The following is a 15,236-nucleotide window of genomic DNA, read 5'->3' as shown; positions in this document are numbered from 1 at the left end:
TTTCCTCCAAAAAGTAAATATAGGCTAGATTATTAAAACTATTCTCAGCACATATTTAAAATAAATTTTTTAACAAACAAAATTCCAGACATACTTTCGGTATGAATAATATTAAAAAACAAACATACTAAGAGTATGTAAAACCATATTTTAATAACATACATAGAGTATGCTATTTTTTAAAATATAAAATACGTAAAATATTCACAATAATTAACTAAACCCACAATGTTTCAATATAAAGGCATTATTAAGAATCATATCATAAGACTATTTTGCACTTTTTAAGTGATCAAATAAATTGAAAATCACCTCCATCATTTCATCAGAAATCAACTGCACCCCTAGTCCTTCAAAAGTAAGTTTAATGAAATTCATTTTACGTTTTAATTCTTCTACTGAAAAAACAGAAATTTGGAATCCAATCCAGACATCTAGGGTCAAAACGATTAAATCTGCTAGTTCTTCCGGATATTCTGTTTTTATTGATTCATCTTTAACACCTTCATAAACTCTTTTCCTAATTTCTGGTAAAAAATCAGAAAATAAACTTAAATACTGCTCTCCTAACAAACGTGGACTTCTTAGCATAATTGAGACAGAGTATACTAATCTTTGTTGTTCTAAATTAGAGAACGCATCCATCAAAGAATTTTGTATTTTTTCTAATGCAGTATCTCCTCTCCAATTGTAATTTAAAATTTCTTGATTATTTTCGCTAATGATTGATTGCAATATTTCATCTTTAGACTCAAAATGATGATAAATAACACCTTTCGTCAACCCACCTAACCCATCGATTATATCTTGTATTGAGGTATTATCAAATCCTTTTTCTAAAAATAAGTCTTTCGAAACTTCTAATATTTTTTTTCTAGTCTCATGTGAGTTTCTATTCCTTGCCATCATATCCCCTTTCTATCATACTATCGGTATGTAATTTTATTATAATCTAACAAAATAATATTGTCAATTTTTTTGTTGTTTCCAATGATATTTTGGAAATTTTATAAAACTATTTATTTCATTCCATCTTTCCTAAATCTCTCTAGATTCTTTTCCAATTGTTCCTTATAAAGTTGATTCTTAGCTTCCTTTAATGTGTCGTCCAAAGTTTCTTCTCTATAAGTTGCTTCTGTTTTTAGTTGTTCTGATTCTTGATCTGGAGTGAAAATGATATCTAGCAGTCGGTCTATTTTTTCAAGATCTTGGACAGACATATCAGATAGTCTATGAATTAGCTTCTTAAATACATCACTATTGTCTTGGTTTTTCTTAAAAAGTTTTGTAAACATCTATAACCTCTCAAAAAAAGCAGCCTATCAGGACTGCTTAGTGTAATTCCGAAATCGCATCATAAATGGACTGCAATTTCTTATTGTCTTTATTCTTTGTGTCGATCAACGTATGTAGCTCTTCAATTTTCTTTTGACTACTTTGAATATCGCTATTGTTATCTGCAATAAGTCTTTTAAGATGTTGCTGATAACTTGTAGTGATATCTGTCTCTTTTCCTGTTCTAACCTCTGTAACTTTGGGTTTAGAACTAGAATTTGATTCCGTCACAGGTGCTTGTTTGCGCTTTTGAAAAGCTGCTTCATAATTTACATCATTACCTCCTTGATGATTTCCAAATAAGGCCGCAATTTTATCTGGATCTTCTTGATTTTCTGATTTACTTTCTAATGGTTGATTAAAATTCCAATCTTTTGTCATTCACTCATTTCATCCTTTCTAAATTCAGAATCATCGAATTGTCTTTCTCTACCGAAGGCATGGTCAAGAGCTTCTTCAAAACTCATGTGACTAATGCTTTGACGCCTTTTGAACGTCGCAAACATCGCTGTCTCCAGTTGCTCTTTGTAAGCAGCGAGTTTTTCTGTCTCTCTTGCTACCTTGTTTTCTTGCCTAGTGACCTTTTCTTCTAGGCGTTCAATAATGGTCATATACGATCCTCCTTCATTTTAATATTAGCTAAAACATCTTGATTTTGTTATCACAATTCTAAACATTGAGAGATTTGTCTTACTGGTTGATTCCCCAATGTCTCTTTTGCAGTCTCGATCATCAATTGTAAATCTGATTTCTTTTCTCTAAGGACATCATTCCAGTCTACTTTTTCTTTCCCAGATTCATTATTAGGTAAATCCAGTAAAACAGGAAATCCTGATTGAGATAACTTATCAGAAAAATCTTTTCCTGCATCATCACAATCTACCGCAAGTGTCAATAAATCAGGATGATTATCAAAATAAGTAGTGGTATTACGAATTGTATTGATCAAAGGCAATAACTTTGAAGGTGTTACTGTATCTAAAAATTCCAACTTCTGATTTTCTTCAGCTATCAGTCGTAAAGTTTGATAAGCGACAACAGACCTTTTTAATCCCTCCATAGATACCAAACGAACATCTGATAGGCTTTGTTGATGAAGTTCGTAATAGCTCATCAAGTCGATGAACGATTCACAAAAGACCAGTCTATTTGGTTGACCAATATCAAAGGATATCCCAACATGTCCATGGCTTCCTTTTAGAATTGTTTTCAGCCTCTCTCTAGGAAGAGAGTGATTCTTATAAATCACTTGTAGACTTGCTGCCTGTAGCTTGTGACGATGATCAAAGCTTTTAAAAACAACAACAGGTTCAACTGTTTCATTTGTTTTCCAGCTGGCTTGTGCTATCAAACCTTGTTGAATCATCCTTTGTACGATTTCTTCTGAAATTCCTCTACATTCTGTTAAGTAATATCTTGCCAGACTACAGTTAGAATCTTCTACTCTCTTTAAAGGATAATAAAATGGTCTCTCTCTTTTTTCTTGAACAGCTTCTTTTTGAAAAGGTTCTTCAGAAAGAACAGCTAGAGCTTCTTTAAAAGAAATTCCCTTAACAAGTCGAACAAAATCAATGACATCACCTTGAATATCTCTTGAAAACCATTTAAAAGTATTGGTAGTTGAAAAAATCCGAAATGAATCATGTTCAGGATGTTCATAGACACTGCTAGAAACTTGTTTAAAGGAGATACCTAAACGACTTGCTACATCAAGAATTGAAATTTGCTTACATTCTTCTATTTCCATGCAATATCATCATTTTGTCGTAGTATTTGGCAGTGATGGTATTGATGATGATTCTTCTAAAGTTTTAGGAGTGGCCTTATCTAAATCATCCAACCCAGATTTCCAAACCTGTACTTGATTGACCAATAACTTACCTGGTAGTTTCGAATAAGACAACTTAACCGTTCTGGTTTCTGTCTGATTGGTCTTTGATTGGTTGGCATTCTTTAAATCAGATACATAGGTTACATTATAAGAGACCATGGCAATGGCTTGATTCATAGTCTGATTGACAAAGATATCAGCTTTTTCAAAATGATAATCCAAAATATAATCCTTATATACTTGGTTCATGGCATCATTTTGACTTGTCAATTCTTGAGAATAAGCCGATTCAGTCATATAAGGTTGAATACGTGTATTATTTTCTCCGAGCTTTTCTTTCGTATAGTACTGCGTCAAAAATTCTTTTACAGTATCCGATGACAAAATACTTGCTTTATCTTCTGCTTGTTTGTCCTCTACAAGTTTAGCTGCAGCCAATTCGATTTCTTTGCGACTTTGTTTAGCAGTAGAATGTTGACCAGCAGTATATCCCATCATGAGAACAAAACTAGTTGCAGCCACTGCTCCAACACTAATTAAGGCTTTAGTTTTGACTTTATTTAACATCTTAGACCTTCTTTCTATAAAAACTAGGTCAAGAATAACAAAAAGAACTTGTAAGTTTTATCACACCACAACGAAAGGTGATCCCTACATTTCAGGCGCAAAATCGTACAGTTCAGAGAAAAATATCAAAATTAGCTGTCTTCAGTTTATAATATAAATATGAATAAATTAAAAGAAGAAAATATGAGAAGAGCTCTTTCTCATATTGAACGACATAAACAAGCCATAAATACAAGTAATAACAGTGAGGATAATGATTTTCATAAATTACTGCTCCAATTTAGCTATGAAGTATATGAAAGAATTAAGGCTAATAAAAAACCTTATCCGAATTTAGATTCAGATAAAGTTTTTTAACCATCTAACAAGGTTACATACTTTCCTTAGTTTTGGAGTTTATGAAACGCCAACTGAGTCCTAGAACCAACATCAGATTGATGAAAAGGTACACAGCCGTAAAACTAGTTAACCCATGTTGTCTGATATCATCAAAGTATAAAGTCGGTTCAGTAAAGAACAAATAAATTCCATAGACCTCTACGAAAATAAGAAAACTGATTAAACCAATAAGGAAAAGTCCACTGGCAATAAGAAAGAGTCTCCATAAAAGAATGAGAATTCCTCCTACTGCTAAAAAAATTACTGGGATAAGGAGTAAATCATTCATGACTTTCTCCTTTCTAATCAATCAACTGACGATAATGGGTGGCAAGAGAGGAATCAAACTCTTCTAGTTTTTGAACCAATTCCAGATACTCCTCTTTTTCATGTTCTTCAAAGTCCACACCTCGATGATTCTGAAGAGCGATTTCCAATTGACTAGTGAGTTCTCGTTTGGAAAAGCTGTAATCGCCTGTCACTTCCTCATAATGTTCCTTTAGCTCCTTGTAGGCTTGGTATTCTTCAGGTGTTTGAAATCCCTGTACCAAAGCCTCTTCTAATTGATAATAGGTATCTTCCATCATAATCGTTACCTCGTTTCTTTCTATCTTTATTTTACCGCGCTTTTCTTTTCTTGTCCGCTATTTGTATCTATTTTTTAATCCAATTCAAAAGAAAGTTGCTCCTGCTTTTCTTTTCCTTTTTCGTGGAATTGTCTTAAGGCCTGATCAATAATATCTAAATCCGTTTCTGTTTCAATCAATGGCGCGAGTACATCGTATTCGGCCTTTTTAGTTTGATAATCCTCTTCCTTTGGAAAATTTTTCTCAATTTCTACCTTAGCAGTAGTCCATTTATCCTTTAATTCATCCAATAAGTTCTGAGTTTTCACTTGGTCCTCTTTAATGTGATCAATCGTATGCTGAAGTCTTTGAATTGTGCCCAAAGGAGAATACAAATCTAAACTGACGGAATATTGATTTTCTCCTACAATCTTAACAGAGAAGCTTTCAGGAAGAGGTTGATTTGTTGGAAGACTAAGCATTTTAATGTCAAATCCTCGATAGCTTGCTAGGGTACGGAATTCTTTGCTGTCAGCTTGATTATGACGGATAAGACGGTGTAGGGATTCCCCTGCTTCAGATCGTTGATCAAAAGCTTGCTTACCTACCGTCATAGAAAACGCCTGGTCTTTCGACATTTCAGACTGTTGAATGTCTCCTTCATATTTGCTTAATCGTTTCTCAAGAATGGGCATATTTTCTTCACAGTAGGAGACTGTATGACGATAGTGATCCTTGCTGCGTTGAAAGGCGCGTCTTTGATTTTCTAATAGAGTTAGATCATTCTCTAGTTCCATCTTATATTTGAGATAAGGATTACCTGTTGCTAGTGCCTTAAAATCAGAAGCCGTCATAGTCTGCTCATCAATGTCTTCTGCAGCACGAATCGGCTCCTTAGAAGTCATAATCTGCTTAATATAGCGGAGTTTGTTCTCCTGAGTTGCCCATAGATAATTATCAAACGAACCTTTGGTAATATAGTGGTAAATATCTACTTCCTTGTTTTCATTTCCCTGTCGGATTATACGTCCATTGCGTTGCTGGATGTCACTTGGTCTCCACGGAACATCCAGGTGATGAACTGCTTTCATCTTGCTCTGAACATTTAAACCTGTTCCTCCTTTTTCAGTTGAGGCAAGGAGAATCCGCACCTCTCCTGCATTGACCTTTCGAGACAAGCTATTCTTCTTTTCATCACTATTGGCATCATGTACAAAGGCAATTTCCTTACTAGGGATTCCTCTATCCACTAATAAAGCCTTTATTTCAGAATAAACATCAAAGCCATTATCCTTTTTCTTAGGTGTGCCAATATCTGAAAAAATCATCTGAGAAGCCTTATTTTCCATTCCCTCACGATAAATTCTTTCAACATTATCCACTACCTGAAGCAGTTTATGATTGTCTGCTAGACTATAACTAGAGTCCAATAAACGCATATCAATAGCTAGTTTCCGTGCCTCACCTGTAATTTTTAACATGTTATCCTGGCTTGGATCAACTGTTCCAAATTTGACCATATCTGATCTCATAACTAATTCTTCTAAATAGAGTTTCTGGTTTTCAGTTAACTCACTCTCAATAGGAATAATATGAGCTTCTGGTACAGGTAAATCCAACATATCTTGTGTTTGAATGTCGGCTGTTTCTTTATAGATTTTCATCAACTCAGGTAGATTGACAAACTTTTTAAATCGTTTCTTAGGTTGGTACTTATCCCCTGTAGGAGCTAATTCCATAGAGTTTTGAATTTCTCCAAAAGCACCTACCCAAGAGTCAAAATAATCAACTTGATAGCGTTTTAAGATATCTGGTTGAATATAGTTCATCATAGTATATAACTCACTAATAGAATTTGAAACGGGTGTTCCTGTCGCAAAAACAATATTCTTAAAATCATGTTCTTCCTGAATCTGTCGAACCTTCATTTCCATATCCACATTCTTCTTAGACGTTGTATTGGTAATCCCTGCTACATTTCCAAGTCCAGTAATCGGACGTATATTTTTAAAGTGATGTGCTTCATCCACAAAGAGAAAATCAATTCCTAGGTTCTCAAAATCAATAAAACTATCACGATTAAAGCGTTGCAATTCTTCCAATTGTCTTTCTAGACCACTTATTGATTGCTCTGCTTCTTTAACGGTATACTTATTTTCAGAATGTGTTTTAATCTCTCGTAGTTCATTGAGTTTATCCTCTATATAATTCATCTGTCTTTCCTTACTGACAGGGATTTTTTCAAATTGAGAATCCCCAATGACAATGGCATCGTAATCTCCTGTAATAATACGTGACACAAATTGTTTTCTTCTCGCCTTCACAAAATCTTTCTTAGTGGTCACAAAGACCTTTTTAGTAGGGAAAAATTTCATGATTTCTTGGCCAAATTGAGCAGACAAACTAGAGGGCACCACATACAAGGGCTTATGAACCATCCCCAACTCCTTTAATTTAAACCCAGCACCAAGCATGGTCAAGGTCTTTCCTGAACCTACCTCATGAGCTAATAAAGCTCTTTTTTCTTCTACGATTCTTTGAATGGCATTCTCTTGGTGAGGACGAAGACTGATGTTTTGTGCCAAGCCATCAATGACTAGATGGCTACCGTCATACTCTCGACTAACCGTTCGATTATAAAGACGATTATAGCTTTCCTCAATGACTTGTTGGACTTCTGGATACCGTGAGACAAACTCTTGAAAGAGCTCTTGTAAATGCTGCTCTTTCGCTCTTAGAACAGAGGTTTTTTCCAAATCTGTGATAGTCTTTTTCTTTTCTCCTTCCGTAACAGTCATAGTAATCGTCGGTTGGTTTGAGTTTAGTAAATTCTCAAAAATCTTTCTTCCTGTATCATAACGTGACCCACTGACTCCAAGACTACTATCTTTGGCACTTGAATAGCGATAAGCAAATGATGTCCTTAAATGAACCTGGCCATCGACAGGATTCACTTCAATGACTTGTTCAACATCTGGCGAAGACAATTCAAATTCACGATTGGTAAAACATTCAAAGGCAAATTTACCATAAACGGATTGAGGAATCCAACGTGAACCTATTTTAAACTCAATATCTGCCAGATGAATCCGTGGAGGGCGAACAGATTCTAACAAATCTAAAGCATGGGACCAGTCACAATCTTGATTGTTTTCCTCCACTAATAGTTGAACTACTTCTATCTTGTTGAGAATATCTCCTGATAAAAACTGGTTCTTAGAAAGATATTTTCTTTCTCCTCTTAAATAGCTTTCTGGATCCATTAAAATCTGGTCTCCTAACTCATCTAAAATAGCAGCTTGGCTATGTTCAGGATAAATTGATACCATATAGTCTAAATCAACACCTCTACCATCCGATAAACTGGAGTTTAAGGCATCTAAAGCCGTTGAAACTCTTGCAATCACTCTCTCCGGCCTAACCAATGCTTTCTCAAAGGCTAAAGATTTTTTATATTTTACTTTCTGACTTTTAGAATCAATGTATTCATCTTCTAAACTAGCTAGTAAGGAATACTTATCGTCACTATCAAATAAGTTCCGATTAACGGACGCATTCAAGTATCCAAATTGACTTACAAAACGGTCATATTCACGATTGAGTTTACTAAGTAATACCTGAAAATCTGTTCGACTATAATCTGGATGACGTTGAATTTCAATTAAGGATTGATAGGTTTCTCTCAAATCAACCATTCCCCTAATGCGACTAATGTCCTTATCTGATAAGGGGCTTTCATAAAATACAGTTTTTTTGAACAAGCCCTTATATTTCCCTCTTTTACTCGCTTCTTCTGACTTGTAAACATCTAGTGCTTCCTCATCAGTCAAATGAAGTTGCACGAATCGGTCTATTTTATGTTCAGACAAAGAACTGTCCCAAGCTTTAAACTCTCCCTTCTCGTCTACATAATAACTAATTTCGTCTACTTTTGAGCTTTTTCGAATACCATGCGTATCTCGGTAATAAATTTGATTTCCCTCATATCCAAAAGAATACAGCGCTAAGTCCTCACGTATACGACTTGGGACAGAATTATCCACTTCTTCTTGGATAAAAACAGGTGCTTTCAAAGAATTGTCAATTGGTTTAGGTGCTTCCACATTCTCTAATGCTTCCATTATGTCAGTAGCTAATGTTTCTGATACCCCCTTAACATTAAGGGTTCCTCCATTAAAATTACGTACCTCATATTCACCCAAAACTTGCGTATTGTATTTCCCATCAAAATAAGGATTGATCCAGACACGCTTATCCTCCTCAAAGGGAATAGAGCCACTAAAGACAAGTTCCTCCTCATTAAGATTCTTTGCTTGATCCTTTTGAAAGAAGAGGAGATCTGTAGTCACTCGGGTACCTGCAATCTTTTTAAAAGCCGTGTCCGGCAAACGAACTCCCCCTAAAAAATGAGTGTTGGCTTTAATCTCTTGTAAGACATTATCTGTCCTCTTATCCATTGTCCCGATAGATGAGATAATCGACACTTGTCCTCCATCTCTTACTAAATCAAGTGAGTGTTTGACAAAGTAGTCATGAATCATATAAGGTTTATCATAGTTTTTATCAGCAATTCGAAAATTTCCAAAAGGAACATTCGTTAAGACTAAATCAAAACTATTATTTTGATAGGGAACTTCTTCAAATCCTCGCACTTCAATATGGGTATTGGGGTGGAGTTGTTTTACGATTGCGCCTGTCACGCTGTCTAATTCAACTCCATAGAGTTCTGACCTCTCTCGTATACTTCTAGGCATAGCCGCAAAGAAGTTCCCAGTCCCCATAGAAGGATCTAAAATCCTTCCTCCTTCAAAACCATCATCCAATAATTTTTGCCAAATCTGGCGAATAATCATAGGGTCTGTATAATAGGCTGTGAGAGAACTTTGTTTCATAGTGGAGTATTCTGATTTACTTACTAAACTCTTAAGAGTTAAACGTTCTGTTTCATACTTTGGATTGAGTTCATCGAAAAATTCATTGGCAAGACCGCCCCAGCCGACATACTTGGCTAGTAGCTCTTGTTCTTCTGGATTCGCTTGTCGTCCCTCTTTTTCTAATCTTTTAACAAGTTCAATTGCGACGATATTCGTTTCAATTTTTTCTCGATTTGTCTTAGGGTAAAAGTCCTCTAAATCATCTGGAAAAACAAAATCTTGAACAGGGACATCCGTCTCTTCTATGCCTACAATAAGCGTTTCTGTTTCCTTATCCTTATCTTTTTTCTTTTCAATTTCTTCTTCCAGGTAGGAAAATAAATCTATTTCCTGACTTTCACTTGATGAATCCATCTCAATCTCTGAATCTTCTTTTTCAAGTTCTACGAGAGACAATACTTGTTCAATCTCTTCCAAACTATTCAAGTATAAGATAGGATTCTCTTCAAATAACTGGTTGGAATCATTGAATAGCTCTAGGCGAACTAAGTCATTTAACTGTGCATTTTCAATCGAAACCAACTGAAATACTTGTCCTCTATAACTTACTTGTGAACCGATTGGATATTCCCTCAAAGCTTCTTCTACAATTTTATCTACTTTAGATAGGGAATGAACTTCCACATTTTCTTCTACCTGCTCAATATTATCTAAAGGTAAGACCACTTCCGCTACTCGCTTAGACTTTTCGATTTTAGCTTTTACATCATCAAAGTGAGTAATAATCTTCAGCTTTTGTGTCAGTGGGAGTTGTTGGTAGTTTTCTTCATGATGGACAAGTTCCGTAACACTATCTAAAGTAGCCATTAATTCAGAACCCAAATAGGCTAGAACATCTCCCTCTTTTCCTTCAAAATGAATCTCAAGAACTTCTTTTTTAACCTCTTTGGAATCAACCATTAGAAGAAACTCCTCTATATCTCTACTAATGCGGTCAGATAGATTATTCGCAACCCGATAGACATTGACTAAATTGACATCCTGATTCTGAAGACATACAAGCTCACTTAATGGTTCTAACTTCTCTTTTTCAGATTGGATATAAAATCGAGTGGAAAGGTTATAGGTTGCGACTTCTAGCACCAAGTATTTCTCCCAACTACTTAATTGAGATAATTTATCTAGACCCGCTTGTCCAAAATTTCTTGTGTAACTTTCTAAATCTTGGTCATTATTTTCAGAACTAGCCTCTAGGAAAGAAACAATATCTTGATCAAAAGAATAGACATGAGGTATCTCTTCTATCTTGACCTCTTCAGCCAAAAAACTCTCTACCAAGTCCTGCCATTTCTCATCAAAATGTTGCGCCTGATAGCGAAGAAATAGGTCCATTTTCTCCCTATCTTTTGGAATTGTTCCACGAAACATAGCCAATAATTTCATTACTTCCATACTCGCTCCTTTCATCTATACGAAAATAGGAGAATCACATGATTCCCCTACAACTCTATCTCCATTTCAACCTTTTGAGGACTGGTTTCTAAATCACTAGACAAAAGAGAAACGGCATCTGTTCTCATGTAGTAAGTATATAAGTCTTCAAGGTCTTGTTCGTTTTCAATCCCTGTTTCAATACTAATAAGAGCCTGTATAAATTCCTTGTAGTGACTCTCCATCATATCTGAAATCTTTTGTTTCATTTCCATAAATACTGAAGACGGTTCAGTTATACTTGTTTGGTCTATGTCTTGTAAATCCTTTTCTAAGGGATTGGTTCCTTCTTCTACTTCCACTAAATCTGAACGTCCATCACCATCAGAATCTGCGCTAAGAGGATTGGTTCCTAGCGCCAATTCTTGAGCATCAGTTAATCCATCTTGATCCGAATCACGTTGATAAATGGCTTCCATATACTTCCTTCTTTCCTAGTTAATCTTTTTTCACTCCAATCCTACCAAATATTCCTTGAAAGAAGTATCACAACAAAAAAAGAGAACGAGCCAAAACTGCGTTCTCCTGAAAATGATAAAAATATATTTTATGCCACAAAAGATATGTAAACTAATCTTTTAAATAATAAAAAAGTTCCGACGTTTGTAAATGTTTTGAATAAATGGAAATTACTTTTTGACCTTTTGGAAATACTGTCTTTCTCTTCAAATCTATTAAAGATTGAGGAACAATTTTCCTAGATGTCTCTTTCAATGTTAATGCTAGTATCTGTTTTCTTGTACGTAGAGCATAATCAAACTCCAAATACAAATAACGTCCTGAACCAGTTAGATGAACATGCTTTCCCAATAACTCCTCAATGGATCCTAAAACTTGTAACTTTTGCATCGTGGTTCCATCTTTTTTTATTTTCAACTCATCAATTATGACATGTCTATTTAAACAATCGTCAAAGAAACTGCCTGCACCTTTTCGGTAATCAACACCACATAGGTGCATGAAATTAGTAGGTGAAAAATGAAGTTCAACACTTTCTATTTCAGTTTCATAATACATGATTTTGCCAACGAAGTGCTCTTTAAAAAAAGAAGCCGCAATTTGTAACTGAGTAAAAAAACGCTGAAGTTTTATTTTTTCGGTGTAATTTGGATTACGATAATCTCTAGAATCTGCCATATTTTCCTCACAAAAAAGATGGTTTACAGAGTCTGTAAGCCACCTAGTCAGTCGGTTTATTCTGGTGTCTGCCACCGCTTGGCCCTTACGTCCAAGATTGCTATCGGATTTCGTTCTGGTGTCCGCCACCGCTTGGCCCTTATGTCCAAGATTACTATCAGATTGACCATGAGCCGACCACTCATCTACACTATTTATTTTACCTGAAAATAGCTGAAATTTCAAGTCTAAACTCTTCTATTTCGTAGTATAGGCAAAACTGATTGCACTATCTGCTTGCGAGATTTTTCTAAAGGTATAGTTAGGGTTGCCACCATAGTTTGTCTCAGACACAAGGAAAGAACCATCATCATATACTTTCTCGACAAAAGCCACATGACCGTAGATGGCTGGTGTGCCATGTGTACCTCCCACAAAAGAAACAATGGCACCTGCTCTTGGTGTAGAGCCAGTTTCCCCACCAAGACTTGAAGCTGTCGCAACCCAGTCCTGACCATTTCCCATGGTATTAATGATTGAAATCTTCTCTCCGTTTCTACCTTTTAGCTTTAATCCTAACTGGTTCATACGAGCTGCAACACCCCATGTACATTGTCCATAGGCATAGGCCATACCATCTCCACCACCAGGAACAGAATGATCATACAAGTCCCCACGAACCCCTTCAAGGGATTGCGGGTCACTTTTTGCCTGTCCTCCATTTGTTTGGCTGAAGCCTTTTTCAATTTGGTAATACCATTCCGTTGCTCTGGTTTGTCTTTCCAGTAGTTTGTCACCAGAATTTCCCTCCCAATAGGTGAGGAAGAGTTGGGCGAGATTGGCTGCACTGCCCGTATTTTTAAAGAAATCCTTTAACCAACTTTGATAGTAAGGACTATCCCCATGAAGCATAAAATCAAGTTGGAGGTCTAAATCATACCACTTCTTATTTTTGCTATGTGCATAATTCAATAAAGCTGTATGACGTGTTGAACCATCTGCAGTATCCGTCCATTGCCCTAAACCTAAACCTCTATGAAGAATATTAGGATAAGCACCACTATAAATGGCTGGTCCTCCAATCGCTAACCAGCTTTCATCATCCCATGAGGAATCGGTAGCTCCAACTGGAGGAGATAAATAATCTCCCTCAGCTCGTTTAGGATTGATAGAAGACTCTACCGACCAATTTCCTAAAATAGCCGCAATGGCTTGGGGACTTGCACCTTGAGATTTCAAAAACTCATAAATATGTTTTGCTCGTTCAAACTCATCCCCACCAAACTGACCAATGGCTGGTAAGATAGTGGTCTGAAGTTGAATGACTTTTGGAAAATAAAATTGCGGATTGACATACACCAATTTTTCTTTCTTGTTCTTATACTTTTGATAGGAAACTTTCAAGCCTGTATCGTCTGGCGTCTCACCAATAATATCACCCGTTAGGACTCTTGTCCCCTCAATCGCACGGCCATTATGAATAGAATACAAGGTCAATCGACTCTCATTCTCTCCTTTTCCGTTAGTGAGAATAATATTGTCACCATCTAGAGATACAACTCCATCCATTGGTGCGACAATCGTTTGGTGAGCCTTTGCTTCTAGTAGAATGTACTCCTGAAGAGTAGGTTTCCCATCTAAATCATAGTATCCATAACGATAAGTCATGGTTAAACTATCTTCGTTACTTTTCCCTTCAAACGGATTGTCCAATTCCTGCATGGAAGCATAGACCCCTTCTTCTTTTAGTTCTTTCATTTCCTCTTGATCGTCTTTCGAGAGTTTATACTTAGGAGTTTCATAGAGGTCTTGCATGGATTTCAAATCTTCCCCATCGTTTAAATCATGCCACAAAGTAGATAGATAATCCTTGTAAGTTTCTGAACTAAATAAGTGAACTGGTTTGTGTAACTCATAGTCATGGAATTTAAAGTTCATATATCCCATCACATCATCAACTTTTGTGTAATAAGTAATTCCTTTGTCATTTGTGCGAGTATGTTCTGCATCTTCCCAAGTTAGGTGGGTATAAGCTTTTGTTAATTCAAATTCATCTTGTTGAATCAAACTAGCAGATGAAAATCCTAAAAAGAAGCTCATCATAAATAAGAGAAGAAAGACTAATCCTCCAACTATCCATGTTGCAGGATTTCCAGCCGCAAATGTAAAGAAGGAAAAGGCTGCTTTTATTTTTTGATAGATATTTCGGACACTTGTAAGACCTTGTTTCTTTAATTTTCGAAACCGATTTTTAAAGGAACTTGGATTCTCTTTCGCTAGTTTCCATCCTTTTCCATCCTTAAAATGATGGTATCGCTCTTTTGTGTTGGTCAGTCTTTTCTTGGTAAAACGACCTGTTGCTTGTCCTGTTTTGACACTAGCTTTTCCAAGATTATAAGAAAGCCGACTGTAGCGTTTCCCTTTTCTAATGGTCTCTTGAATTGTGCGATAGCCTTCTAAATCTTCATTTTCTGAAGCTAACTCTCCACCTTCACGTCCAAGAACATAAAGAAAAGTTTTGGCTTTCCTACTGACTTTTTTGGACTTATAGGCTTGTTTAGTAGATTTTAGATTCTCTTTTGCAGCCTTGACTTCTTTCTTAGCTTTTAATTCTTCTATACTCTTCCCTTGAAAGAAAAAATTGGATTTTGCTTTCGATTCCTGACCGTAGAGAAATTTTTGATTGGTTTTTCTTTCTTTACGACCCTCTTTTCTTTCTTCTTTTGCTTCTACCTTTGCTTCCTTAAATTGCTTCTTGGCTATTTTCAATCGTTTCTTAGCATGAGGCAACCGTCTGTCTCTTAATTCTTTCCGATTCAAAAGAGATGGAGGACTATTTTGAAGAATATGATTGTAGTCTTCATTTGCTTGTTTTACTCTAGCCTTTGAAGCTTCTCTCATCTCCTCTAGCTTTTCTTTTATCTCTTTTTTCCATGCTTTTTCATCCAGTACAGCGGAATCTTTTTTCTGTTTCCTTACCTCCTTCTTTCCTTTTTTCAAGAATTTCTTCTCATCTTTTAGACTTCTTCTAAATGCCTTTCGGGCACGTATGATTTCTCTTTTATCCTTCATTTACCT

The 15,236-nt window shown here is 35.9% G+C and carries 14 protein-coding genes; 2 read left to right on the top strand and 12 right to left on the bottom strand.

The window, feature by feature from the left end; all coding sequences use genetic code 11:
* Positions 1–270: 270 nt before the first annotated feature.
* The 6 genes from TZ92_RS05095 to TZ92_RS05070 form a co-directional block, all read right to left on the bottom strand.
* Positions 271–906, bottom strand: a complete 636-nt coding sequence (locus TZ92_RS05095; protein ID WP_045594861.1) for a TetR/AcrR family transcriptional regulator — start codon at positions 904–906, stop codon at positions 271–273.
* Positions 907–1,019: 113 nt separating this feature from the next.
* Complete coding sequence (locus tag TZ92_RS05090) at positions 1,020–1,295, bottom strand: hypothetical protein (protein ID WP_033629539.1); 276 nt, start codon at positions 1,293–1,295, stop codon at positions 1,020–1,022.
* Between the two features lie 37 nt (positions 1,296–1,332).
* Positions 1,333–1,716 carry a DUF5945 family protein gene (locus tag TZ92_RS05085; RefSeq protein ID WP_002933294.1) on the bottom strand — a complete coding sequence of 128 codons (384 nt, stop codon included), beginning with the start codon at positions 1,714–1,716 and terminating at the stop codon, positions 1,333–1,335.
* Positions 1,713–1,946 carry a DUF5965 family protein gene (locus tag TZ92_RS05080; RefSeq protein ID WP_024477680.1) on the bottom strand — a complete coding sequence of 78 codons (234 nt, stop codon included), beginning with the start codon at positions 1,944–1,946 and terminating at the stop codon, positions 1,713–1,715. Before TZ92_RS05080 ends, TZ92_RS05085 begins: the two co-directional genes overlap by 4 nt.
* Positions 1,947–1,996: 50 nt before the next feature.
* On the bottom strand, positions 1,997–3,082 hold the full coding sequence (locus TZ92_RS05075; protein WP_033629538.1) for a toprim domain-containing protein: 1,086 nt from the start codon (positions 3,080–3,082) through the stop codon (positions 1,997–1,999).
* A 9-nt stretch (positions 3,083–3,091) separates the two neighbouring features.
* Positions 3,092–3,733: a hypothetical protein gene (locus tag TZ92_RS05070; protein WP_033629537.1), complete on the bottom strand. Its 642-nt coding sequence runs from the start codon at positions 3,731–3,733 to the stop codon at positions 3,092–3,094.
* Positions 3,734–3,892: 159 nt separating this feature from the next.
* On the opposite strand from TZ92_RS05070, the gene TZ92_RS05065 reads away from it, so the two are divergent.
* Positions 3,893–4,090 (top strand): hypothetical protein, encoded by a 198-nt coding sequence (locus tag TZ92_RS05065; RefSeq protein WP_033629536.1) that lies wholly within the window; start codon positions 3,893–3,895, stop codon positions 4,088–4,090.
* Between the two features lie 13 nt (positions 4,091–4,103).
* Here TZ92_RS05065 and TZ92_RS05060 read toward each other — a convergent pair whose 3' ends face one another.
* From TZ92_RS05060 to TZ92_RS05040, 5 genes are all read right to left on the bottom strand, one after another.
* A complete protein-coding gene (locus TZ92_RS05060) occupies positions 4,104–4,400 on the bottom strand; it encodes a DUF5966 family protein (RefSeq protein ID WP_033629535.1) in 297 nt (98 codons plus the stop codon).
* Positions 4,401–4,413: 13 nt separating this feature from the next.
* Entirely contained in the window at positions 4,414–4,698 is a 285-nt protein-coding gene (locus tag TZ92_RS05055; protein WP_033629534.1) for a DUF5962 family protein, read from the bottom strand.
* Positions 4,699–4,772: 74 nt separating this feature from the next.
* A complete protein-coding gene (locus tag TZ92_RS05050; RefSeq protein ID WP_198921666.1) occupies positions 4,773–11,003 on the bottom strand; it encodes a DEAD/DEAH box helicase family protein in 6,231 nt (2,076 codons plus the stop codon).
* A gap of 47 nt (positions 11,004–11,050) precedes the next feature.
* On the bottom strand, positions 11,051–11,461 hold the full coding sequence (locus tag TZ92_RS05045) for a thrombospondin type 3 repeat-containing protein (RefSeq protein ID WP_033629532.1): 411 nt from the start codon (positions 11,459–11,461) through the stop codon (positions 11,051–11,053).
* A 151-nt stretch (positions 11,462–11,612) separates the two neighbouring features.
* Positions 11,613–12,179, bottom strand: a complete 567-nt coding sequence (locus TZ92_RS05040) for a PBECR4 domain-containing protein (RefSeq protein ID WP_033630168.1) — start codon at positions 12,177–12,179, stop codon at positions 11,613–11,615.
* Between the two features lie 18 nt (positions 12,180–12,197).
* On the opposite strand from TZ92_RS05040, the gene TZ92_RS10065 reads away from it, so the two are divergent.
* On the top strand, positions 12,198–12,386 hold the full coding sequence (locus tag TZ92_RS10065) for a hypothetical protein (RefSeq protein ID WP_071788347.1): 189 nt from the start codon (positions 12,198–12,200) through the stop codon (positions 12,384–12,386).
* Positions 12,387–12,416: 30 nt separating this feature from the next.
* On the opposite strand, the gene TZ92_RS05035 is transcribed toward TZ92_RS10065, so the two are convergent.
* The gene (locus tag TZ92_RS05035) at positions 12,417–15,230 is read right to left on the bottom strand and encodes a phage tail tip lysozyme (RefSeq protein ID WP_033629531.1); all 2,814 of its coding nucleotides are present in this window, start codon (positions 15,228–15,230) and stop codon (positions 12,417–12,419) included.
* Positions 15,231–15,236: the final 6 nt, after the last annotated feature.

Source organism: Streptococcus oralis subsp. oralis (genome assembly GCF_000960035.1).
Classification (GTDB): domain Bacteria; phylum Bacillota; class Bacilli; order Lactobacillales; family Streptococcaceae; genus Streptococcus; species Streptococcus oralis_G.
This window is presented reverse-complemented; position numbering and strand designations above follow the sequence as displayed.

Bases quoted from the DNA above. Each gene is read 5' to 3' on its own strand.
- TZ92_RS05095 (WP_045594861.1), bottom strand. From the start codon at position 906: ATGGCAAGGAATAGAAACTCACATGAGACTAGAAAAAAAATATTAGAA.
- TZ92_RS05090 (WP_033629539.1), bottom strand. From the start codon at position 1,295: ATGTTTACAAAACTTTTTAAGAAAAACCAAGACAATAGTGATGTATTT.
- TZ92_RS05085 (WP_002933294.1), bottom strand. From the start codon at position 1,716: ATGACAAAAGATTGGAATTTTAATCAACCATTAGAAAGTAAATCAGAA.
- TZ92_RS05080 (WP_024477680.1), bottom strand. From the start codon at position 1,946: ATGACCATTATTGAACGCCTAGAAGAAAAGGTCACTAGGCAAGAAAAC.
- TZ92_RS05075 (WP_033629538.1), bottom strand. From the start codon at position 3,082: ATGGAAATAGAAGAATGTAAGCAAATTTCAATTCTTGATGTAGCAAGT.
- TZ92_RS05070 (WP_033629537.1), bottom strand. From the start codon at position 3,733: ATGTTAAATAAAGTCAAAACTAAAGCCTTAATTAGTGTTGGAGCAGTG.
- TZ92_RS05065 (WP_033629536.1), top strand. From the start codon at position 3,893: ATGAATAAATTAAAAGAAGAAAATATGAGAAGAGCTCTTTCTCATATT.
- TZ92_RS05060 (WP_033629535.1), bottom strand. From the start codon at position 4,400: ATGAATGATTTACTCCTTATCCCAGTAATTTTTTTAGCAGTAGGAGGA.
- TZ92_RS05055 (WP_033629534.1), bottom strand. From the start codon at position 4,698: ATGATGGAAGATACCTATTATCAATTAGAAGAGGCTTTGGTACAGGGA.
- TZ92_RS05050 (WP_198921666.1), bottom strand. From the start codon at position 11,003: ATGGAAGTAATGAAATTATTGGCTATGTTTCGTGGAACAATTCCAAAA.
- TZ92_RS05045 (WP_033629532.1), bottom strand. From the start codon at position 11,461: ATGGAAGCCATTTATCAACGTGATTCGGATCAAGATGGATTAACTGAT.
- TZ92_RS05040 (WP_033630168.1), bottom strand. From the start codon at position 12,179: ATGGCAGATTCTAGAGATTATCGTAATCCAAATTACACCGAAAAAATA.
- TZ92_RS10065 (WP_071788347.1), top strand. From the start codon at position 12,198: ATGGTTTACAGAGTCTGTAAGCCACCTAGTCAGTCGGTTTATTCTGGT.
- TZ92_RS05035 (WP_033629531.1), bottom strand. From the start codon at position 15,230: ATGAAGGATAAAAGAGAAATCATACGTGCCCGAAAGGCATTTAGAAGA.